The following is a 21,527-nucleotide window of genomic DNA, read 5'->3' on the forward strand; positions in this document are numbered from 1 at the left end:
CTTGATTGACCGATCGATTTCGCTGAACGGTGCCAATGCAGTAGCCGTGAAGCCAATGAGGGGACGATGAAGCCGATCGAATTTTCCAAGGACGAGAAGGCGGCGTTGATCGCGCGCATCCAGCACCACTTCGACCGCGAGCTCGACCAGCCGATCGGCCTGTTGAAGGCCGAGCTGGTGCTTGATTTCTTCGCCAAGGAGGTGGGGGCCGCCTATTATCGCCAGGGCATCGACGACGCGCAGGCGGCTTTGGCGCGGCGCATCGACGACTTCTCTGATGATGTCTATCAGTTGCAGCGCGAGGCGGGCGATTAGTTTTCGATCAGCTGCTCGCTGGTGACGATATCGATGCCGCTTTCGCGCATCTCCTTGATCGCGTCGGCCACGCCTTCCGGCGTGATGCCACGGCTGGCGTCCTCGATGAAGCGCACCTTGACGCCGGGGAGCATTTCGAGCGCATCGAGGGCCGAGAACTTGACGCAGTAATCGGTCGCGAGGCCGCAGAGGTCGAGCTCGGTGACACCCTGTTCCTTGAGATAGTCGGCGAGGCCGGTGATGGCGTCCTGGTCGTTGTCGCGGAAGGCGGAGTAGCTGTCGACGTGGTGCTTCTCGCCCTTCTGGAAGATCACATCGATCTCGGGCACCCTGAGCTCGGGATGCAGCTCCGCATCCCTCGTGCCCTGGATGCAATGGTCCGGCCACATCATTTGCGGCTTGCCTGAGAGCTCGTGGAGTTCGAAGGGTTGTTTGCCTTCATGAGAGGAGGCGAAGCTGCCGTGGCCTTCCGGATGCCAATCCTGCGAGGCGACGATCAGGTCGTATCGGTCGCTTGCGATCAGCCGGTTGGCGATCGGGACCACCTTGTCGCCATCGGGAACGGCGAGGTTTCCGCCGGGGCAGAACCCGTTCTGGATGTCGATCAGCAGCAAGGCCTTCATTGGCAGTTTCTCCACCTATTGTTGCACGGCAACATGCCAAGACGTGTGTGATGGCGCAAGAGTGGAAACGCCCCGCCAGTGCGGCGGGGCGCGATTTTATCGATCAGGCGTGACGCGCGATCTGGTGCGATACCGGGCGGTGACCCTTCAGGCCGTAGAAGACGATATATGCGTAGCACACGATCGGCATCAGGAAGGCGAGGTGGATGCCGATGGTGTCGGCAAGAACGCCCTGGAGGACAGGCAGGAGCGCGCCGCCGACGATCGCCAGGCACAGGATGCCGGAGCCCTGGCTGGTGAACTTGCCGAGGCCGTAAAGACCGAGCGAGAAGATCGTCGGGAACATGATCGAGTTGAACAGGCCAACCGCGAGGATCGCCCACATTGCGGTGTGACCGGTCGTGAACACGGTGACGAGCAGCAGGATGATGACGGCGGCCGCGTTGAAGGCCAGCGCCTTGCCGTCGTCGACATAGCGCATGGCGACCGCGCCGATGAAGCGACCGACCATCGCGCCACCCCAGAAATAGGAGACGTAATGGGCGGCGTCGGCTTCCGAGAAGCCGGCGATGTCGGGCTGGCTCATGAAGTTGACGAGGAAGCTGCCGATGCTGACTTCGGCGCCGACATAGACGAAGATGCCGATGGCGCCGAGGACGAGGTGGCGGAACTGCCAGGCAGAACCACCGCCGACGATCGGTTCGATCTCCTCATCACCTTCGACCTGCGGCAGCTTGAGGGCCGCGAAAACGGCGGCGAGCACCAGGAAGGCGGCTGCAAGCAGCATGTAGGGGAACTTCACGGCGCCGGCTTCGGCGATCCTGATCGCTTCGAGCTGTTCGGGCGTGGCGCCGGAAACGGCAGCTGTCGCTGCCGACAGGATCAGGAAGGCACCGAAGATCGGCGCAACCGTCGTGCCGAGCGCGTTGAAGGCCTGGGTCATGGTCAGGCGGCTGGCAGCGGTATCCGGCGGGCCGAGAACGGTGACGTATGGGTTGGCTGCGACCTGCAGCAGCGTCACGCCGCATGCCAGCACGAAGAGCGCGCCGAGGAACAGGCCGTAGACTCGATAGCTGGCGGCAGGAACGAAGAGCGCGCAGCCGATGGCGGCGACGATCAGGCCGAGCACGATGCCCCACTTATAGCCGATACGCTTGACGATCGCGCCCGATGGCAGCGAGGCGATGAAATAGGCGCCGAAGAAGCACAGCTGAATGAGCATCGACTGCGTGTAGTTTAGCTGAAAGACGTTCTTCAGATGCGGAACGAGAATGTCGTTCAGGCAGGTGATGAAACCCCACATGAAGAACAGCGATGTCAGCGCGATGAGCGCGAATTGATAGTTGGCTGCCGGGGACGACGACGCCGACGTCTTCGCAGCATTGTTTGTTGTTATACTGGCCACTTTGGAACCTCCTGTTGTGGACGCCGGGTATTTTCCTTTGAATGCCGTTTTCAAAACGGGCCGGCGGTGGCTCGGCGGGGCGCTCTGGGAGGAAGCGTGCAGCAAGCCACGATGCGTCATATATGCGCAATTCTCAGATTTCGATAGTATTCAAAGTGTTTTGTTGTGCTTTGCAGTAAAATGTTTCGCATTTGCGAGATGAAGGGTGGGGGAAGGGTGTTTTTTGGGGGGCGGTGTTTTGCCGTGAGGTGCTTCTACGTTGTGCCGTGTGTTACCCCCCTCTGTCCTGCCGGACATCTCCCCCACAAGGGGGGAGATCGACTCGTGGCTTGCTCTCCATCCAAACATTGAGGGTGGAGCGAGCGGCTGCGCCCAGCCAATCTCCCCACCTGTGGGGGAGATGCCCGGCAGGGCAGAGGGGGGTATTCCGGGTGCGAAGCCACTCATCATCCCACCCTCCACGCACGCCAAAACCGCGCGCGAAGCAAAACGTCGCGACGGTCGGCGTCATGAAACGGGAAGGGCAGGCGGTTTGGTGTCGGTGGTATAAGTGTCAGGCTGTCCGCCTGCCCGATCACCTCGGTTTCCGGTTCGCCCGACCCGACAGGAGCGTCTCTCGGATCGGTCTTGCCGGTGGATCATCGGCCCTGACGGCGTCCAATCCCCTTGGCAACCATCACCACACACCGGATTTCGAGCGGTATGGGTTTCCGGTTCGCGACCCGGCTCCCAGTGCGGTGACGAGGGGAGTATGGCGGGGTGGCGCGGGGTGGGGATGAGGAAAGTGTTGGGTTGGGGGTAGGGTATTGAGCGGGTTGAGGGATTTGTTTTGTGGGGTGGGTGGTTATGCCCGTGAGGTGGGGTCGTGGTATGGGGAGGGTTCGACGGCGATGTCGCTGATGTCAGCGCCGAGCCATACCCCCCTCTGTCCTGCCGGACATCTCCCCCACAAGGGGGGAGATCGACTCGTGGCTTGCTCTCCAGCCAAACAATGAGGCTGAAGCGAGCGGTCGCTCCCAGCCAATCTCCCCCCCCCTTGTGGGGGAGATGCCCGGCAGGGCAGAGGGGGGTATCACACGGCAAAACCTCTCAACGGGCGCACCAAAACCTGCGCATCGCCCCAAAGCTCGCCCTCACGGCCCCGAAAAACGCGCCTCCGCAAGATCCGCCTCACGCACCAGCTTCTTCATCAGCTCTTCCGAGAGCTTGCGGTTCTTCGCCAGCCGGAAGAACTCGGCGCGTTCGGCCTTCACGCCGGCCAGCCGGAGCTTGCGTTCGATCTCTTCGCTGCGGCGGGCGAGCATGGCGTCGTCGCCGGTCTTGGAGCGGCCGGCGATGCGTTGGCGGTAGATGTCCATCAGGCGGGCGCCGGCGTCGGCGTAGAGGTCGGCATCGGCGCGGCCTTCGCCCATGTCGTGCTGCAGCTGTTCGATCGCCTTGATGGCGGCCTCGGCACCGCGAATGCGGGCTTCGTCTTCCTCGCGCTGGTGGGAGGGCTCGGCCGGCACATGCAGGTTCTTCAGCAGGAACGGCAGGCCGATGCTGGCGGCGACGAGCGAGACGATGATGACGCCGGCCGCGAGGAAGATCGACAGGTCGCGGCCCGGGAAGGGGGAGCCGTCGCCCATGGTCAGCGGCAATGTCAGAACGCCGGCGAGCGTGATGGCGCCGCGCGCGCCGGCAAGCGAGGTGGCGGCAACGAGGCGCCAGCTCGGGCGGGTGAATTCGTGGCCACTGCGGGCGGCGCGATAGAGCGTGAAGCGCAGCGACACCCAGACCCAGGAGAAGCGCAGCGCGGCGAGCGCCACATTGATCGCGACGATGTAGACGATGAGCCACAGCGGGTCGTAATGCCCGGTTTCGCGGACGATATTGATGGCGCTGGAGGCGATCTGCGGCAGCTGCTCGCCGAGCAGCACGAAGATGACGCCGTTCATGGCGAATTGGACCGTATCCCACACGGCGGTGCGGCGCACGCGGGTGACGGCGGATGCGCGGCCGCTCTGTTCGCCGAAGCTCATGGTGATGCCGGCCGCGACCGCCGCCAGGATGCCGGAGCATTCCAGGTGTTCGGCGATCAGGTAGGCGGCAAACGGCAGAAGCAGGCTGATGAGGATCTGCGAACCGGTCTCCTCGCCAAGCCGGCGGGTGAGGAAGCGCTGCAGCTGCATGACCGCCCAGGTGACGCCGACGCCCATCACAATGCCGCCGATAGCCACCCAGAAGAAGGTGCCGACCGCGTCGGTCAGCGAGAAGGTGCCGGTGAGTGCTGCTGCGACCGCAAAGCGCATGCAGACGAGGCCGGACGCGTCGTTGAGCAGCGATTCCCCTTCGAGAATGTGCATCAGACGGTTGGGGATCGGCACGCGCGCGGCAATGGCGGAGACCGCGATCGGGTCCGTCGGCGAGAGGATCGCGGCCAGCGCGAAGGCGACGGCGAGCGGCATGGAGGGGATGAGCACGTGAATGAGCAGGCCGACGCCGAGGACGGTGAAGATGACGAGGCCGAGCGCCAGCTCGAGAATGACGCCCTTGTCGCGCAGCAGGCCTTCCTTGGGGATGCGCCAGCCATCGAGAAAGAGCAGCGGCGGCAGGAAGAGCAGGAAGAAGAGATCGGGATCGAGGCTGACACCGAGATCGGCCACCGAGGCGATGACGGCGCCGAGCGCGATCTGCACGAGAGGCGGCGGGATCGGGATCGGGGAGAGCCTGGTGAGTGTTCCGCTAACGACTACTGCAAACAGCAGGATCAACGAAACGCTGATGCTTTCCATGAAATGCCATGTCCTTCGTTCTTACCGTCGAAGTTCGGTTTTGCGGGTTTTTGGCTGTCGTTGCAACGGCGGGGCTACTGGTTCGCCCGACCTGCGACATTGCGCCATAGGCGCGTGCACTGTGGGTCAAGTGCTTGAAGAGGCTGGATCCGCTTGCCCATACACGGCGGGCGGTATCGCAAGGACAGGCTGTTTCGGCTCCCCCGGCGGAGCCGTGTTGCGCGCCAATCAGGCGGTCTTGTAGTTCAGAAGTCTGGTCGATCACGCAGTCTGCGTGTTGTCGGTATCGGAGGCGAGCGAGGAGCCGTAGGTGGTCTGGTAGGCGCGGATCGCGGTCTGCATGTCGGTGAGGATCTGCGTGACGGCGGTGTTGTCGCCGGCGCCGGCACTTTCGGCGATCTTCGACGGATCGGCGGAGAGAACTTCGCTGGTCGTAAGCTTGCCGTCGTTGTTGCTGTCCATCAGCGCCAGAATGCCCTTCGGGCTGTTGCCGGAGAGGCTGCCATCGTCGCTGGACCCGTCGTCGCTTTCGCTCGACTGCTGCAGCTGCAGCATCAGGGAGAGGATGTCGGCTGCGATCTTCTGGGTGACGCTGGCGCTATCGGCGGTGCTGTTTGCCGTCGAGGCCTTGGTCGTCGTTGTCGCGGTCGTGCTGCTGGTGGTGTTGGCTGCGGCCAGCTCGTCGGCGGAGACGATGCCGTCGCCGTTCTTGTCGAGGCTGGAAATATACTGGGAGCCGTTGCCGCCCAGGGAGGAAACACTGGTCACTTGAATCTCCTTTGCGAGTCCATCGTGAAAACCGTCCTTCATGGACGAACAGGGACGGGCTAAGGTGATTTGCCGGCGGCGTCAAAAGGGGAATGTTGTGATGAATTTCAGCCGATTGACCGAGGTCGGTGGGCGGGATTAAGATTTCGTTTACTCTATGTGTGAGGCGATTCGGGGCTGGGGCACCCGGCAACCGATTGTTTCAGCAGCGAAAACCCCACAGGCGGCGTCATCCTCGGGCTTGTCCCGAGGATCTAAGCACGTCGCCGAGAGTGCAACGGTGCGGCTTTGACTTGGTGCCTGCGAACACCCGCAGCGCTGTCTTTCCTCGTGTCCATTCCCGTCGAGCAAGTGGCGCGGTTAGCAGATACTCGGGACGAGCCCGAGTATGACGCCGAGAGTGGAGTGACGGTGCAGCCAGACATCGGGTGACAGCCATCAACCGCTTGTTTCCGCAGCGAAAACCCCATTCGCGACGTCATCCTCGGCCAAGGTGCCGAGGATCTAAGCACGTCGCCGAGAATGCAACGGTGCGGCTCTGACGCGACGCCCGCAAACACCGGCAGCGCCGCCTTACCCGTATCCATTCCGGCCGAGGGCCGAGGGGACGGCATCGCGCCGCGCCTCAATCCCCGTGCGTCTCGTGGAAATCGGCCTGGCCGCGCTTCCAGTAGCCGGCGGCCTTGATCCAGGGCTTGGGATGGCCTCGCTCCTCGACCATGACGACACGCAGGCGCTTGGCGAGGACGGTTTCGCAAGCGATCCAGACATAGCCGTCGCCTTCGGGCAACATGATATCGCGCAGCACCTGTTCGAGATCGTCCGTGGTGCCCGCCGGCTGTGCGCCGCGATGCAGCCAGGTAACGGAGAGGTCGGCCTTGCTGGCGAAGGGCTGCTCCTCCTCGGGGCCGGCGACTTCGGCGATGACGATCGCCTTGGCACCTTCAGGGAGTTCCTCGAGCCGGCGGCCGATGGCGGGCAGGGCGGTCTCGTCGCCAACCAGCAGGTACCAGTCGAAATCGGTGGAGACGACGAAGGAGCCGCGTGGGCCGCCGAGGCCGAGCTTGTCGCCGGGCTTGGCGTTTAGCGCCCAATCGGTGGCGGGGCCTGCTTCGTGCAGCGCGAAGTCGATGTCGAGTTCCCCGGCCACGGGATCATAGCGGCGGGGCGTGTAGTCGCGCAGCGACGGGCGGTTTTCCGGGTCGATCAGCAGCTTGCGCTCGGGGCCCATCTCCGGAAACGCCGGTTCCTCGCCGGGGCGGGGCACGAGGATCTTGACGTGGTCGTCATGGCCGAGGCTGACGAAGCCTTCGAGATCGGGCCCCTCGAGCGTGACGCGCAGCATTTGCGGCGTGACGTGTTCGACGCGGCGGACGGTGAGCACGCGGCGCTTCAGTTCATGTCGGACGCGTTCGATCAGGTGGCGCTTTTCGGTGGCGGATGGCGTGGTGTTGGCCGTCATCTTTGGTTCCTTCTTCAAGGACCGGGACGCTCAGGACGCAGGCACGCCGCGCCGCTCGCACCCCGGCTTCGGGTTCGATCAGCGCGTTGGTTGACGTTAACGCTTACGTGCGGCGCCGCTCTCAAGGAGCTGATGCGGCAGATGTGTGTCTTACCTAGCCGGGGCCGAGAGGGCTGGCAAGATTAAAACATGATATTTTAGTGAAGCTTTTGTAATCTTCGGCCGCTCTTGCCGTTTCGCGCGATTTCTGCCTTGCTTCGATCAGCCGTTCAACCGAAAGCCAGAGCCATGCCCGAGCCGGATCCGGAAGAAAAGATCGACGCCACCTTCCGCAACGGCTCGCTGACCGCCGCCGGCATCATCCTCGGCTTCTGCCTCACCTTCATCAGCCGATGGGTCTCCAACCCGAACGACTGGAGCCCGATCGACATCGCGCCGATGCTGCTGCTCATCGTCGGCATCGCGCTTCAGGTGAAAGTCTTCGCCGATCTCCTCGCGCGGGATTCGCTGATCGCCGCCAAATACGACCGTTCGCGACGGCTGTTTCTCATCGGGCTTACGATCGTGGCTGTGGGGATTGGGCTGGCGCTGCTCAACGATATATTGGGGCTGGGGTCGATGCCGATCTTGGGGTGAGGGGATGAAGATGATGAGCGAGCTTTCACCCGCTCACCCTATTCATTCAGCTGATCACGTCCCGACGATCTTGTTGCAAGCGAGCGCGATCGCCGGGTTGCCGACGATGGCCAGTGCAAGGGACATTGCGATCAGGGATAGAGAGTAGCGTTTCATGGCATCCTCCTATTTAGGCCCGTGACTATGGTGCGGGCGCCGGGAGTATGCGGGAGGTGGGGTTATATGCGAAGTCACGAAAGGGTGACGGCGGCTTTGGGCCGCCGCGTCTTCTCTACCCGACCGCCTCGACAAACCCGTCCAGCACCCGCTTCTCGCCGGCCTTGTCGAAGTCGATCGTCAGCTTGTTGCCCTCGATCATCTTGATGTTGCCGTTGCCGAACTTCATGTGGAAGACGCGGTCGCCGACGGTGAATTTCGAGGGCTGGGTGGCTGTCGACTTGGCGACGAGTTCGCCGTCGATGGTGCGGGTCTTCGGGCCGCTTTCGCCGTAGCCGATGCGCTCGACCGAGTGGCCGGAGCGGGAGCCCCAGTTGTCGCGGGTGGCGTCGTTGCTGTTTTGCTGTGCGCGTTTCCAGCCGGGGGTGGAATAGCTGTTGGCGAAGGGCTCTGCCTTGTCGAAGCGCGACTGGCCATAGCCGCCGCGGCCGTAACCGCCGTAGCTCTGCTCGACTTCGGCGACCTCGACATGGGTGTCCGGCAGTTCGTCGAGGAAGCGCGAGGGGATGGTCGATTGCCACAGGCCGTGGATACGGCGGTTGGAGACGAACCAGATGTGGCAGCGGCGCTTGGCGCGGGTCAGCCCCACATAGGCGAGGCGACGTTCTTCCTCCAGCCCAGCGCGGCCGGTCTCGTCGAGCGAGCGCTGGTGCGGGAAGAGGCCTTCTTCCCAGCCGGGCAGGAAGACGGTCTCGAATTCCAGGCCCTTGGCCGAGTGCAGCGTCATGATCGACACGGCGTCGAGGTTCTCGTTCTGCTCGGCGTCCATGACCAGCGAGACATGCTCGAGGAACCCGCGCATGGACTCGAAGCTCTCCATCGAGCGGATGAGTTCCTTCAGGTTGTCGAGGCGGGCGGGGGCGTCGGCGGTCTTGTCGGCCTTCCACATGTCGGTATAGCCGGACTCTTCGAGGATCTGCTCGGCAAGCTCGGTATGTGATGTGTTTTCAAGCCTTTCCTGCCATCTGCGGAAAGATTGAATCACGTCGAACAGCGCCTTGCGCGCCTTCGGCTTCAGCTCGTCCGTCTCGATCATGTCGGCGGCTGCCGCCAGCATCGGGATGTCGCGGGCACGGGCATAATCGTGCAGCGCGCGCACGGTCGTGTCGCCGAGGCCGCGCTTGGGGGTGTTGATGATGCGCTCGAAGGCGAGATCGTCGGCTGGCTGGGCGACCAGGCGGAAATAGGCCATGGCATCGCGGATTTCGAGGCGCTCGTAGAAGCGCGGGCCGCCGATGACGCGGTAGTTGAGGCCGAGCGTGACGAAGCGATCTTCGAACTCGCGCATCTGGAAGGAGGCGCGCACGAGGATGGCGATGTCGTTCAGCTTGTGCTGATTGCGCTGCAGCTGCTCGATCTCGTCGCCGATGGCGCGGGCTTCTTCCTCCGAATCCCAGGAGGCGTGGACCTGCACCTTGATATCATCGGGGTCGCGGCGGTCGGTGAACAGCGTCTTGCCGAGGCGGCCTTCATTGTGGGTGATCAAGTGCGCTGCAGCACCCAGGATATGGGCGGTCGAGCGGTAGTTGCGCTCGAGCTTGATCACCTTGGCGCCGGGGAAATCCTTCTCGAAGCGCAGGATGTTGTCCACTTCGGCGCCGCGCCAGCCATAGATCGACTGGTCGTCGTCGCCGACGCAGCAGACATTCTGCGGCTCGCCCTTGGGGCGCTGGGCGAGCAGGCGCAGCCACATATACTGCGCGGTGTTGGTGTCCTGATATTCGTCGACCAGGATATAGCGGAAGCGCTGGTGGTATTCCTTGAGCAGATCGGGCGTCTTCCGGAAGATCGCGATCGGATGCATCAGGAGGTCGCCGAAATCGCAGGCGTTCAGCGTCGAGAGGCGCTGCTGGTAGGCGAAGTAGAGTTCGCGACCCTTGCCGTTGGCGAAGGCGCGCGCGTCGCCCTCAGGAATGTCGGCGGGGCCGAGGCCCTTGTTCTTCCAGGTGTCGATCATCCCGGCGAACTGCTTGGCCGGCCAGCGCTTGTCGTCGAGGCCCTCGGCCTGGATCAGCTGCTTGACGAGGCGCACGACGTCGTCGGTGTCGAGAATGGTGAAATCGGAGCGCAGGTTGACGAGCTCGGCGTGGCGGCGGAGCAGCTTGACGCCGATCGAGTGGAAGGTGCCGAGCCAGGGCATGCCCTCGACCGCGCCGCCGACCAGATGGGCGATACGCTCCTTCATCTCGCGGGCGGCCTTGTTGGTGAAGGTGACGGCCAGGATCTGCGAGGGGAAGGCGCGGTTGGTATTCAGGATATGGGCGATGCGCGTGGTCAGCACGCGCGTCTTGCCGGTGCCGGCGCCGGCGAGCACGAGGACCGGGCCTTCCAGCGTTTCGACGGCTTCGGTCTGCTCGGGATTGAGGCCATCGAGATAATCCGGCCGCTCTCGAGCACCGCCACGAGCGGCCATGGCACGGGCGGCGAGACCTCCCGATGCCGGAGCCGAAACGGGCGCTCCTCGTGCGGGAGCTGCGGGGGCCTGCTGCTTGCGCGGCGCTTCGCCCGGCTCCTCGTCGAAGAAGGGCATATCGTCGAAACTGTTGCTCATGGCGCGTAATGTAGTGATTCGGATCGGAAAGACCAGAAAAGATGTTCTGGTTTCATTCCCGGTCCACGGGATGTTGGGTGTTGCGGTGGGGAGCGGGTGGCGTTGTGCGGCGCCTCGTGTCCATTCACGTCGAGCAAAACGAGGGCTTAGCAGATCCTCGGGACGAGCCCGAGGATGACGGTTGAGGATGGTGGTCGCGTCTGTAACCTATTGAGGTAGAAGAGCTTTCCTCTCTCTCGGCGTCATCCTCGGCCTTGTGCCGAGGATCTAAGCACGTTTCCGCGAGTTCAACGGCGCGGATGAGCTTCAACGCTTCAAAGGATAGTGGCCCGGTGCGGCGCCTCGCGTCCATTCACGTCGAGCAAAGCGAGGGCTTGGCAGATCCTCGGGACGAGCCCGAGGATGACGGTTGAGAATGGGGGTCGAGTCTGTAACCTATTGAGGTAGAAGAGCTTTCCTCTCGCTCGGCGTCGTCCTCGGCCTTGTGCCGAGGATCTAAGCACGTTTCCGCGAGTTGAACGGCGCGGATGAGCTTCAAGCGTCCAACACCCGAGCGCGCGGTGACCCGATCACCCCTTGATGAAGTCAAGTACATCCGCGTTGAAGCGTTCCGGCTCGACCTGGGCGAGGCCGTGGCTGGAGCCTTCGTAGACCTTGAGCACGGCGCCCTTTACGATCTTGGAGGACTTCAGGGCCGCAGCGACGATCGGGACGATCTGGTCGTCGTCGCCGTGGATGAAGAGGGTCGGCTTGTCGATCTTGCGGAGGTCGTCGGTATAGTCGACCTCGGAGAATTCGTGGATGCAGTCGTATTCGCCCTTGATGCCGCCAGCCATGCCCATCAGCCAGAAGGTCTCGCGCAGGCCCTCGTTGACCTTGGCGCCGTCGCGGTTGAAGCCGTAGAAGGGCATGGAGAGGTCGCGGAAGAATTGCGAGCGGTCGAGCGCGGTGCCATTGCGGATGCCGTCGAAAACGTTGAGCGGCAGGCCCTCGGGGTTGGCGTCGGTTTTCAGCATCAGCGGCGGAACGGCGCCGACCAGCACCACCTTGGCGACGCGCTTGGTGCCGTGGCGGCCGAGATAGTGGGCGACTTCGCCGCCGCCGGTGGAATGGCCGATCATGATCAGGTTCTTGAGGTCGAGCTTTTCGATCAGTTCGGCCAGATCGTCGGCGTACTGGTCCATGTTGTTGCCGTCCCAGGTCTGGGAGGACTTGCCGTGGCTGCGGCGGTCATGGGCGATGACGCGGTAGCCGTTCTGGCCGAAATAGAGCATCTGCGCTTCCCAGGCGTCGCCCGAGAGAGGCCAGCCATGCGAGAAGAGGATCGGCTGGCCGGTGCCCCAATCCTTGTAGAAAATCTTCGTTCCGTCCTTGGTGGTGATCTTCGGCATGCTCGTCATCCTCTTTGCGTTCGCTGTTGAATGAATGGAGCGGCGGGCGCGCTTGCGGCCCATTGCGCGACGGCAGAGAACATCGGAATGATCAGAAACGAAAGCACTATTTGCCGGTCCGGCGGACATTCACTCCTGTGGGTGCGCGCTTTTGCGAGGACGGCAACGTCAGGGCGAGATGACCGACATCAGCCGGTCACCAACAGTTGACATTACAATGCTGTAATGGGCGGCCAATTTGCTTGCCGCTGACCTGCAATCGGACAATAATTCCGGCGTTGCGCGGCGATTTGCCACGTAAGCGCCTCTTTCGATCGACCCTGGACAACCTCGAGTCCCTCTGGAGACGTGAATGTCATTTTGGAAGCAGTTTACGATCTGTCTCATCGTTATCGCCGCTGGCGTTACCGGATGGGCTGTCTTTGTGCCTGGTGCGCGCGATACGCTGCGCAATGCCGGCGTTCCCGAAGCACTTGTTGGCAAGGCGATCGATCCTGACAATGCAGGCCGCGCCGCAGCGCCTGCAGCTGGCGGTGAGCAGGCGAGCAATCGTCGCCAGGGTGGTGGCAATGGTGGCGGTGGCCGCAATGGTGCCGTGCTTGTCGTCACGCAGGCTGTGGTACCCGGTGTCGTCAACGACCGGCTGGGTGCGATCGGCACGGGAGATGCGATCCGCTCGGTGGTGGTGACGCCACAGGCGAGCGGTCTCATCCGCGAAATCCTCGTCAAGTCCGGCGACCGGGTCAAGCAGGGGCAGATCATCGCCAAGCTCGACAGCGAGGAGCAGGTGATCGTCAAGGGGCAGGCCGAAGTCGCGCTGAAATCGGCGGTCGAGAAGTCCAGCCTCTACAACAATATCAAGTCCAGCGTGTCGCGCATGGATGTGTTCGATCAGGAGATCGCCGAGCAGAACGCGCGGCTGCAATTGCAGGCGGCACAGCTGAGCCTCGACCGTCGCAACATCCTGGCGCCGATCGACGGGATCGTTGGCATCATGCCTGTCAATATCGGCGACAACGTCTCGACGACGACGCCGATCGTGACGCTCGACGATCGCACGGAAATCCTCGTCGACTACTGGGTGCCGGAGCGTTTCGCCAATACGGTCAAGGTCGGACAGGCGGTCGAGGCGACGTCGGTGGCGCGGCCGGGGCAGGTGTTTTCGGGCGCCGTCGAGGCGATCGACAACCGCGTCGATCCGGCGAGCCGTACGCTCCGGATGCGGGCGCGGATCAACAACGCCGCCGACGAGCTGCGCGCCGGCATGTCGTTCAGCGTCGGCATGCGGTTCGATGGCGACCAGTATCCGGCGGTCGATCCGCAGTCGGTGCAGTGGGATTCGCAAGGCTCCTTCGTGTGGCGCGTGGCCGAGCAAAAGTCGCACAAGGTGCGCGTCAGCATCGTGCAGCGCAATCCCGACTATGTGCTGGTCAAGGGCAACCTCGATAATGGCGACCTGATCGTCACGCAGGGCCTGCAGCGCGTGCGCGAGGGCGGGCCGGTGCGCTCCGAAGGGGGCGAACTTGCCGCCAAGGAGCCCGTCACCTGATGAGCGAGAGCGGCACCCACAACAACACGCCTTCGGGCAAGCAGACGTTTACGGCGCTCTTCGTGCGCCGGCCGATCCTGGCCCTGGTGTTCAACACGCTGATGATCGTCGCGGGTCTCGCTGCCTATGTCGGCATCGAGGTGCGCGAGCTGCCTGACGTCGATCGGCCGGTCGTGACCGTGCGCACCACCTTCGACGGCGCGTCGCCGCAGACGATCGATCAGGAGGTGACCAAGGTCATCGAGGGTGCGTCGGCGCGCGTCAGCGGGCTGAAGTCGATCTCTTCGAGCTCGCAGTTCGGCCAGAGCCGGGTGACGCTGGAATTTTCAGATACGGTGGACCTCGCGGTTGCTGCCAACGACGTGCGTGACGCGATCGGGCGGATCACCGACCGGTTGCCTGACGACGCCGATGCGCCGCAGATCGTCAAGGCTGACTCGGATTCGCAGCCGATCATGCGTCTCGCCGTCACTTCCACCAAGCTCAACATGGATGACCTGACGCTGCTCGTCGACAATGAGGTGATCGACCGGCTGGCCTCCGTCGATGGCGTTGCCGATGTCGAAAGCTATGGCGACCAGGAGAAGGTGTTTCGGGTCGATGTCGACCAGTCGGAGCTCGCGAGCCGCGGGCTGACGATCGGCGATCTCACCAATGCGCTGTCGAATGCGGCACTGGACGTGCCGGCGGGCTCGCTGAAGAGCCCGACGCAGAATATCGTCGTGCGCGCCACCGCCAGCCTGCAAAAGCCCGAGGATTTCGCCAACGTCATGTTGCTCGACCGCGTGCGGCTGGGCGATGTGGCGACCGTGACGCTCGGACCGCGCGACGGGCAGACGGCGCTGCGCTCGAACGGGGTGCCTGGCATCGGTCTCGGCGTCATCCGACAGGCGCAGTCCAATACGCTCAATATCTCCAACGGTATCAAGGCCGCGGTCGAGCAGTTGTCGAAGACGCTGCCGGAGGGTACCAGGATCGCGATCACCAGCGATGACGCGGTGTTCATCCAGGGCGCCATCCACGAAGTGGTGCTGGCGCTGGTGCTGGCCGCAGTCATCGTTACCGCCGTCATCTATCTCTTCCTGCGCGACTGGCGGGCGACGATCATTCCGGCGGTGAGCATGCCGGTGGCGCTGATCGGCACGCTGGCGGCGATCTACATGGTCGGCTTCTCGATCAATATCCTGACGCTGCTGGCGATCGTGCTCGCGACCGGTCTCGTGGTCGACGATGCGATCGTGGTGCTCGAGAATATCGTGCGCCGGCGCGCGCAGGGCATGGGGCCGCGCGCAGCGGCCGTGCTCGGCACGCGCGAGGTGTTCTTCGCTGTTATCGCGACGACGGCGACGCTGGCCGCCGTGTTCATTCCGCTGTCGTTCCTGCCGGGGCAGGTCGGCGGCCTGTTTCGCGAGTTCGGCTTCGTGCTTGCATTCTCCGTCGGCCTGTCGTCGCTGGTGGCGCTGACGCTTTGCCCGATGATGGCGTCGCGGATGCTGACCCGGGAGATGAAAGAGGATCACGGCATGCTCGGCCGCTTCGGCGACCGGTTTTCCAGCGCTTATGAGTGGTGCCTGCAGCGTTGCCTGAATGCGCCCTTCGTCGTCATCGTGTTCTCGGTGATCTTCGCGGGCGCCGCCGTCCTTGCCTTCACCGGCGTGAAGAGCGAGCTGACGCCCAACGAGGACCGGGCGATGGTGATGATGCGGCTGACGACACCGCAGGGATCGAGCCTTGAATATACGCGCGACAAGCTGCAGCTGGTCGAAGAGTATTTGCAGCCGCTGGTAGATAGCGGCGATATCCGCAACGTCTTTTCCATCTCCGGACAGAACGGGCAGGCCAATAGCGGCTTCATGGTGCTGACGCTGGCGCCCTGGGGCGAGCGCGATCGCACGCAGGGCGAAATCGTCGCGGATATCAATCGCGCGGCTTTGAAGGTTCCGGCGCTGCGCGGCAATGCCATCCAGTCCAACAGCCTGCGCATTCGTGGCGCCGGCAACGGCTTGCAGATGGCGTTGATCGGCAGCGATTACGATGCGCTGACGCAATCGGCGCTGAAACTGGTGCAGGCGCTGGACGCGACCGGCCGCTACGACACGCCGCGTCTCGCCAACGAGCCGACGCAGGCGCAGGTCTCGATCTCGATCGACCGCGAGCGGGCATCGGATCTCGGCATCAACATCACCGGCCTGTCGACCGCCATCCAGTCGCTGCTGGAAGGGCGCTCTGTTGTCGACGTGTTCGTCAAGGGCGATGCCTATCCGGTACTTTTGACCTCGAACACGCGACCGCTCGACGATCCGACCGATCTGGAGAACGTGTTCCTGAAAACCGGCGACGGCAAGATCGTGCCGATGTCGGTCATCGCCTCGTTGCAGGAGGGCGCCGTGGCGCCGCAGCTCAATCGCGAGCAGCAGCTGGCGTCGGTGGCGATCACGGCTGGCCTCAAGGATGGCGTGTCGCTTGGCGACGCGGTGAAAGAGGCCGTGACGCTGGCCGGACCGCTGCTTCCCTCGGGTGCGCGGTTGATGCCGCTTGCGGAAGCGGCGACGCTGGAAGAAAACGCCAACGGCATGGCGCTGACCTTCGGTTTCGCCATCATCATCATCTTCCTGGTGCTGGCGGCGCAGTTCGAGAGCATGCTGTCGTCCGTCATCATCATGTCGACGGTGCCGCTGGGGCTTGCGTGCGCGGTCTTCGCGCTTGTGATCACGGGTTCCAGCCTCAATATCTACAGCCAGATCGGGCTGGTGCTGCTCGTCGGCGTCATGGCCAAGAACGGCATCCTGATCGTCGAGTTCGCCAATCAGCTGCGCGATGAGGGCCAGGACGTCAGGGCATCGATCGAGAAGGCCTGCGCGCTGCGTCTGCGTCCCGTGATGATGACGATGATCGCCACCATCCTCGGCGGCGTGCCGCTGGTCTTCGCGCATGGCGCGGGTGCCGAGGCGCGCGTGGCGCTTGGATGGGTGATCGTCGGCGGGCTTGGTTTCGCGACGCTGGTGACGCTGTTCATCACGCCCGTCGCCTATCTGCTGATCGCCCGCTTCGCCAAGCCGCATGCGCATGAAGAGGCACGGTTGCATCAGGAGATGGAACATGCCGAGCGGCCGAAAATCGTTGCCGCGCGGGATCAGCTAGAAGCTGCCGAGTAAAAAACGCCGCCTGGCGACGATGCCCTCGGGGCGGTTGCGGGCGGCGTTTTCGCATAGTTTCCGAATAGTTGCATAATGGGCTAAATTAATTGCGACTTTTAGATGTTTTTTAAGCATAAGCCGTAATCATTGGCATCGATACCGATGGTCTCCCAGCGTTTCGGGAGGCTGCGCGGCGCCGCTGTTTTGGCGCCCCCGGACATGAGTGTTCGCGGCACCGGTTCATTTGTACCTGTTGCGTATTGTTGTGTTCGGAGTTCTGTATCCGTGAGTATTTATCGGCGCACTTCGGTGGATGCCGCGCTTTATGTATTGCGCGACATCGGGAATAAACTGACGACGACCCAGAGGCAGGTCTCGACCGGCCTCCGGGTCGAACGCGCCTCGGACAATGGCGCCTATTGGGCGATCAGCTCGACATTGAAAAGCGACCAGAAGGCGCAGTCGGCGGTGCGGGATGCGCTGGGGCTGGCGGCCGCGACGATGGATACGGCCTATACCGCCGTCGGCGAATCGACCGATCTCGTCAGCCAGATCAAGGCCAAGCTCGTCGCCGCCACAGAGGATGGTGTCGACAAGGACAAGATCAATCTCGACATCACCCATCTGAAGCAGCAGTTGCGGGCCGTGTCCGGTGCCGCGAGTTTCAACAGCGACAATTGGGTGGCGATCGACGATGGCGATGATCCGGCCAAGCCGCGCGAGATCCCGGCCTCGTTCACGCGACATCCCGACGGAACTGTCGAAATCGGAACGCTGAGCTACGAGGTCGATATCGCGCCGGTGGGGTCGACGACATCCAACGACGCGCGCTATCTGATCGACGATCGGACCACGGGCTCGGGCGAATATGGGGCGCTGACCTCGCAGTATTTCGCGACGGAACTGGGGGCCTCGAAGAACTATGTGATGCTCGCCAGCGCCGGCAATACATCAGGGCAGGTCGAGATCGGGATATCGTCGAGTACGACGACGGCGGAGGTCAAGGAGATGGTCTCGGTCGTCGACAAGATGCTCGGGCAGATGACGACGATCGGTTCGTCCTTCGGCGCGCTGGAAAAGCGCATCAGCCTGCAGAGCGACTTCGCGCAGAACTTGGGCGATGCCTTCGCGCGCGGGATGAGCAAGCTGATCGATGCCGACATGGAGGAGCAATCGAGCCGGCTGGCGGCGCTGCAGACGCAAGAGCAGCTGGGCCTGCAATCACTCAACATCGCGAATGCCACCTACGACACGGTGCGGCAGCTGTTCCAGAACTTCTGACGCCGCAGAGCCTTCGCGAATTCGACACCGGCGTCGCCGACGCCGGTGACTTTTTCGGGAGTTCCGGCTCTAAGGCTGTGCAATCCATCGATTTTCCAGTATTCAGGGCGCGCGCTTCATCTTCTTGCCGCATTCCTTAATACTGCTCGCATCACCATCGAATTGGAGATACGCCTGTCCATGATCAAGAAATTCATCCTTCTCGCCGTTGCCGCGACCTACCTTAGCGCCTGCACGACGACGGATCCGTATACGGGCCAGCAGAAGATGTCGAACACGTCGGGCGGCGCGCTGCTCGGCGCCGGTGTCGGCGCATTGGCGGGTCTGGCTGTCGGCGGTTCGCCGGTCGGTCGGCGTAACGCGGCGCTGATCGGTGCCGGTGTCGGCGCTCTCGCCGGCGGCGCGATCGGCAACTACATGGACCAGCAGGAATCGGAACTGCGCGCGCAGCTTCAGGGCACCGGCATTTCCGTTACCCGCAACGGCGACAACATCATCCTGAACATGCCGTCGAACATCACCTTCGACGTCGACCAGGATGCCGTGAAGCCGGGCTTCTACCCGACGCTGAACTCGGTGGCGATTGTGCTGCGCAAGTTCAACCGCACGCTGATCGACGTCAACGGTCACACCGATTCGACCGGCAGCCTGCAGCATAACCAGGATCTGTCGCAGCGCCGCGCCGAGTCCGTCGCCGGCTATCTCGGCGGCCAGGGCATCGACCAGCGCCGCATGTCGGCCGTCGGCTTCGGCCCGTCGCAGCCGGTGGCCTCCAACGCTTCGGAAGCCGGACGCTCGCAGAACCGTCGCGTCGAAATCCAGATCGCGCCGATCACCCAGAGCTGATCGGGCTCGATCGAGAGTTAAGACGGCCGGGCTCGATGCCCGGCCGTTTTGCGTTAGAGTAGTTTGAATTACGCAATTCCGGACGGAAAACCGCTTCACACTTTCCCTGGCATTGCTTCAAGGGTGCATGACAGCGCCCTTGGTTATCTTGTCGACGATCTTCTTGTCGGCGCGGATGGCGATGCCGACCACCTTGGCGTCATCAGGCGCGTACTCGGCGAAGACGGCACGGTTGGCGGCGTCGTGGCCGGTCGCAAACATCTCCTCGATGAACAGCGATGCGGTGATGCCGCGCTCCAGCGTGCGGCGGTGGATGGTGGACATGGTCTCCTCGGGCGCCGCCAGCACGATGATCGGCTGGATCGAGAGCGGGTTGTAGAGATTGCCAGAGCGGTCCTTGTAGGCGTCTCCGATGATCTCGGGGTTCTGGCCGGTGATCCCGCTCATCAGGAAGGCGGTGACATTCAGTGTCTGCCAGGATGGAAGATTGTTTCGCAGCACGATCGCAATTTTGGTATCAAACATTCCAGTCTCTTTTCATGCGGGTTTCGACGTCGGTTGGATGAGGATCTAAGCCATCACGCCCTTGAGGGTCTTGAACGTTTGTGCACGGAGCCGGGCACGGACGGGCGCGCCATTGCACCCGGCGCGGTTGCGCCTGGGATCGTCACCGCGCCCGCCTTTCCTGGCATCGAGCGCATCGAGGCGCAGTTCGCGGGAAACGCGTTTGAGCCGCATCGTCACGATACCTATGCGCTCGGGGTGACGATCAAGGGCGTGCAGACCTTTTCCTATCGCGGCGAGCGGCGTTTCAGCATGCCGGGGCAGGTGATCGTGCTGCATCCCGACGAGGAGCATGATGGCGGGGCGGGGACGGATCACGGGCTGCAGTACCGCATGCTCTATCTGGAACCGGCGCTGCTCTTCGATTGTCTGGAAGCGGCGCGCATCGGCTTGCCTTTCGTCGATCAGCCTGTCTTCAACGATCCCGTGCTGGCCGGCACGCTTCTGGCGGCGCTCGGTGAGCTCGACCGGGAGCTGGACGAGCTCTTCGTCGACGACTTCGTGTCACGCGTGGCGGATGGTCTGGCACGGCATGCGGGCGCTCCGCCCCGACCGTTTGGCAACATTGCCTGGCAACGGGCGAGACTGGCGCGGGATTATCTTGAGGCGCATGCGACGCGACCGGTCACATCGGGCGAGCTAGAGGCGGTGACGGGGCTCGACCGGTTTCAGCTGGCGCGGCATTTCCGGGCGGCGTTCGCGACCAGCCCGCACCGTTATCTCCTGATGCGGCGGCTGCAGCAGGCCCGTGCGATGATCGGGGCCGGGGAGGCGCTGGCGGACGCGGCGTTTGCCACCGGCTTTGCCGACCAGAGCCATTTCAACCGGCATTTCAAGAAGGCCTATGGCATGACGCCGGGCCAATGGGCGGGGCTGCGGCGCGAGGGCTTTAGACAGGATTTTCCGCAAGGCCGGAGCGCCGGGCGATGAAGCGCGCGAGCATCGGGCCGGTCAGGAGGATGATGAGCAGGCGTCCGGTCTGCATGGCCATGACGAAGGGGACATCGACATTGCTCGATGCGGCGATGATGGCGACGGAATCGGCGCCACCCGGGCTGGTGGCGAGATAGGCGGTCAGCGGATCGACGCCGGCGAAGACATGCAGCGCATAAGCCATGCAGCCGCAGAGCGACATCAGCGTCAGGATCGAGGCGGTCACACGCGGCAGGGCGCGGGCGGCATGGGCGATGATCCCGCGGGTAAAGCGCAGGCCGATGCTCCAGCCGATCAGGGCATAGCTGATCGCCAAGAGCCACATGGGCAGCTCGATTTTCAGAAGGCCGAAGCCCTGCAGCAGCGAACCGGTGAACAGCGAGACGATGATGGTGCCCCCGGGAATGCGGAAGCGCGTGGCGCAGTAGGCCGACAGAGCGGTGAGCACGACGGTTTCGATCAAGGCCGGCCAGTCGATCGGCGGAAACAGGATGAGCGGCGGCGGCTCGCCGCCATCGGCGGCCACCCACAGGCGCGCGACGACGGAGGCTGCGACCGCCACGAAGACGACGCGCAGATATTGCATGAAGGCGACGAGGCGGGCGTCCGCGCCATAGGCTTCCGACATGATGACCATGGCCGATGCCGCACCCGGCGACGAGCCCCAGACCGCCGTCGTGCCCGGGAGTACTTGCCAGCGGGTCAAGAGCCAGCCGAGCAGGCCGGCGGCGGCGATGACGGAGAAGATCATCGCAAGAAAGAGCGGGGCATCGGTCGCCATCGTCTGCAGGATATCGACGGTGATGGCGCGGGCCATCATGAAGCCCACCAGCGCCTGGCCGAACAGCAGCGGCGCACGCGGAACGCGCAGCGATCCCTGGCCGATCGATACCGCCAGCACGATGGCGGCGACCATCGGGCCGATCAGCAGCGAGGCGGGCAGGCCGAGCATTTCCAGGCCGACGACAAGAATGGTGGAGAGGGCAAGCAGGAATGCCCAGCGCGGCAGGCTGGCGGTTCGGAGTTTGCGGCTGGCGTCTTTCAACGGCTTATCCGATGCATGTCTTGCCAATGCT

The 21,527-nt window shown here is 63.5% G+C and carries 16 protein-coding genes; 7 read left to right on the forward strand and 9 right to left on the reverse strand.

Annotated elements, in window-relative coordinates; genetic code table 11:
* Positions 1-66: 66 nt before the first annotated feature.
* Positions 67-315, forward strand: coding sequence for a DUF2164 domain-containing protein (locus ACIQUB_RS02990; RefSeq protein WP_047505768.1), 249 nt, complete (start codon positions 67-69; stop codon positions 313-315).
* Here the strand turns inward: ACIQUB_RS02990 and pncA are convergent.
* From pncA to ACIQUB_RS03015, 5 genes are all read right to left on the reverse strand, one after another.
* Entirely contained in the window at positions 312-938 is a 627-nt protein-coding gene (gene pncA / locus ACIQUB_RS02995) for a bifunctional nicotinamidase/pyrazinamidase (protein ID WP_113239109.1), read from the reverse strand. The genes ACIQUB_RS02990 and pncA overlap by 4 nt on opposite strands.
* Before the next feature lie 103 nt (positions 939-1,041).
* On the reverse strand, positions 1,042-2,343 hold the full coding sequence (locus ACIQUB_RS03000; protein ID WP_402928646.1) for a sugar MFS transporter: 1,302 nt from the start codon (positions 2,341-2,343) through the stop codon (positions 1,042-1,044).
* Positions 2,344-3,476: 1,133 nt separating this feature from the next.
* On the reverse strand, positions 3,477-5,117 hold the full coding sequence (locus ACIQUB_RS03005; protein ID WP_113236931.1) for a Na+/H+ antiporter: 1,641 nt from the start codon (positions 5,115-5,117) through the stop codon (positions 3,477-3,479).
* Positions 5,118-5,378: 261 nt separating this feature from the next.
* Positions 5,379-5,885, reverse strand: coding sequence for a hypothetical protein (locus ACIQUB_RS03010; RefSeq protein ID WP_402928648.1), 507 nt, complete (start codon positions 5,883-5,885; stop codon positions 5,379-5,381).
* A gap of 625 nt (positions 5,886-6,510) precedes the next feature.
* Positions 6,511-7,347 carry a siderophore-interacting protein gene (locus tag ACIQUB_RS03015; protein WP_113236930.1) on the reverse strand — a complete coding sequence of 279 codons (837 nt, stop codon included), beginning with the start codon at positions 7,345-7,347 and terminating at the stop codon, positions 6,511-6,513.
* Positions 7,348-7,635: 288 nt separating this feature from the next.
* Between ACIQUB_RS03015 and ACIQUB_RS03020 the strand changes: the two genes are divergently transcribed.
* Positions 7,636-7,983: a hypothetical protein gene (locus ACIQUB_RS03020; RefSeq protein WP_113236929.1), complete on the forward strand. Its 348-nt coding sequence runs from the start codon at positions 7,636-7,638 to the stop codon at positions 7,981-7,983.
* Positions 7,984-8,254: 271 nt separating this feature from the next.
* Here the strand turns inward: ACIQUB_RS03020 and ACIQUB_RS03025 are convergent, their stop codons facing one another.
* Positions 8,255-10,750, reverse strand: coding sequence for a UvrD-helicase domain-containing protein (locus ACIQUB_RS03025; protein WP_113236928.1), 2,496 nt, complete (start codon positions 10,748-10,750; stop codon positions 8,255-8,257).
* A 569-nt stretch (positions 10,751-11,319) separates the two neighbouring features.
* The gene (locus tag ACIQUB_RS03030; RefSeq protein ID WP_113236927.1) at positions 11,320-12,141 is read right to left on the reverse strand and encodes an alpha/beta fold hydrolase; all 822 of its coding nucleotides are present in this window, start codon (positions 12,139-12,141) and stop codon (positions 11,320-11,322) included.
* A 352-nt stretch (positions 12,142-12,493) separates the two neighbouring features.
* Between ACIQUB_RS03030 and ACIQUB_RS03035 the strand changes: the two genes are divergently transcribed.
* The 4 genes from ACIQUB_RS03035 to ACIQUB_RS03050 all read left to right on the forward strand — a co-directional run bounded on the left by ACIQUB_RS03035 (position 12,494) and on the right by ACIQUB_RS03050 (position 18,954).
* Positions 12,494-13,690, forward strand: coding sequence for an efflux RND transporter periplasmic adaptor subunit (locus ACIQUB_RS03035; protein ID WP_113236926.1), 1,197 nt, complete (start codon positions 12,494-12,496; stop codon positions 13,688-13,690).
* A complete protein-coding gene (locus tag ACIQUB_RS03040; protein ID WP_402928649.1) occupies positions 13,690-16,845 on the forward strand; it encodes an efflux RND transporter permease subunit in 3,156 nt (1,051 codons plus the stop codon). Before ACIQUB_RS03035 ends, ACIQUB_RS03040 begins: the two co-directional genes overlap by 1 nt.
* 267 nt (positions 16,846-17,112) lie before the next feature.
* A complete protein-coding gene (locus ACIQUB_RS03045) occupies positions 17,113-18,108 on the forward strand; it encodes a flagellin (RefSeq protein WP_113236924.1) in 996 nt (331 codons plus the stop codon).
* A 180-nt stretch (positions 18,109-18,288) separates the two neighbouring features.
* The gene (locus tag ACIQUB_RS03050; protein ID WP_111562082.1) at positions 18,289-18,954 is read left to right on the forward strand and encodes an OmpA family protein; all 666 of its coding nucleotides are present in this window, start codon (positions 18,289-18,291) and stop codon (positions 18,952-18,954) included.
* A gap of 117 nt (positions 18,955-19,071) precedes the next feature.
* On the opposite strand, the gene ACIQUB_RS03055 is transcribed toward ACIQUB_RS03050, so the two are convergent.
* On the reverse strand, positions 19,072-19,479 hold the full coding sequence (locus tag ACIQUB_RS03055; RefSeq protein WP_018900283.1) for a DUF2000 family protein: 408 nt from the start codon (positions 19,477-19,479) through the stop codon (positions 19,072-19,074).
* Positions 19,480-19,512: 33 nt separating this feature from the next.
* On the opposite strand from ACIQUB_RS03055, the gene ACIQUB_RS03060 reads away from it, so the two are divergent.
* The gene (locus tag ACIQUB_RS03060; RefSeq protein WP_113236923.1) at positions 19,513-20,448 is read left to right on the forward strand and encodes an AraC family transcriptional regulator; all 936 of its coding nucleotides are present in this window, start codon (positions 19,513-19,515) and stop codon (positions 20,446-20,448) included.
* Here ACIQUB_RS03060 and ACIQUB_RS03065 read toward each other — a convergent pair.
* Positions 20,408-21,496, reverse strand: coding sequence for an AbrB family transcriptional regulator (locus ACIQUB_RS03065; protein WP_402928651.1), 1,089 nt, complete (start codon positions 21,494-21,496; stop codon positions 20,408-20,410). The genes ACIQUB_RS03060 and ACIQUB_RS03065 overlap by 41 nt on opposite strands.
* Positions 21,497-21,527: the final 31 nt, after the last annotated feature.

The sequence above is a fragment of the Rhizobium sp. NPDC090275 genome (assembly GCF_044772225.1).
Taxonomy (GTDB): Bacteria; Pseudomonadota; Alphaproteobacteria; order Rhizobiales; family Rhizobiaceae; genus Rhizobium.

Bases quoted from the DNA above. Each gene is read 5' to 3' on its own strand.
- ACIQUB_RS02990 (WP_047505768.1), top strand. From the start codon at position 67: ATGAAGCCGATCGAATTTTCCAAGGACGAGAAGGCGGCGTTGATCGCG.
- pncA (WP_113239109.1), bottom strand. From the start codon at position 938: ATGAAGGCCTTGCTGCTGATCGACATCCAGAACGGGTTCTGCCCCGGC.
- ACIQUB_RS03005 (WP_113236931.1), bottom strand. From the start codon at position 5,117: ATGGAAAGCATCAGCGTTTCGTTGATCCTGCTGTTTGCAGTAGTCGTT.
- ACIQUB_RS03015 (WP_113236930.1), bottom strand. From the start codon at position 7,347: ATGACGGCCAACACCACGCCATCCGCCACCGAAAAGCGCCACCTGATC.
- ACIQUB_RS03020 (WP_113236929.1), top strand. From the start codon at position 7,636: ATGCCCGAGCCGGATCCGGAAGAAAAGATCGACGCCACCTTCCGCAAC.
- ACIQUB_RS03025 (WP_113236928.1), bottom strand. From the start codon at position 10,750: ATGAGCAACAGTTTCGACGATATGCCCTTCTTCGACGAGGAGCCGGGC.
- ACIQUB_RS03030 (WP_113236927.1), bottom strand. From the start codon at position 12,141: ATGCCGAAGATCACCACCAAGGACGGAACGAAGATTTTCTACAAGGAT.
- ACIQUB_RS03035 (WP_113236926.1), top strand. From the start codon at position 12,494: ATGTCATTTTGGAAGCAGTTTACGATCTGTCTCATCGTTATCGCCGCT.
- ACIQUB_RS03040 (WP_402928649.1), top strand. From the start codon at position 13,690: ATGAGCGAGAGCGGCACCCACAACAACACGCCTTCGGGCAAGCAGACG.
- ACIQUB_RS03050 (WP_111562082.1), top strand. From the start codon at position 18,289: ATGATCAAGAAATTCATCCTTCTCGCCGTTGCCGCGACCTACCTTAGC.
- ACIQUB_RS03055 (WP_018900283.1), bottom strand. From the start codon at position 19,479: ATGTTTGATACCAAAATTGCGATCGTGCTGCGAAACAATCTTCCATCC.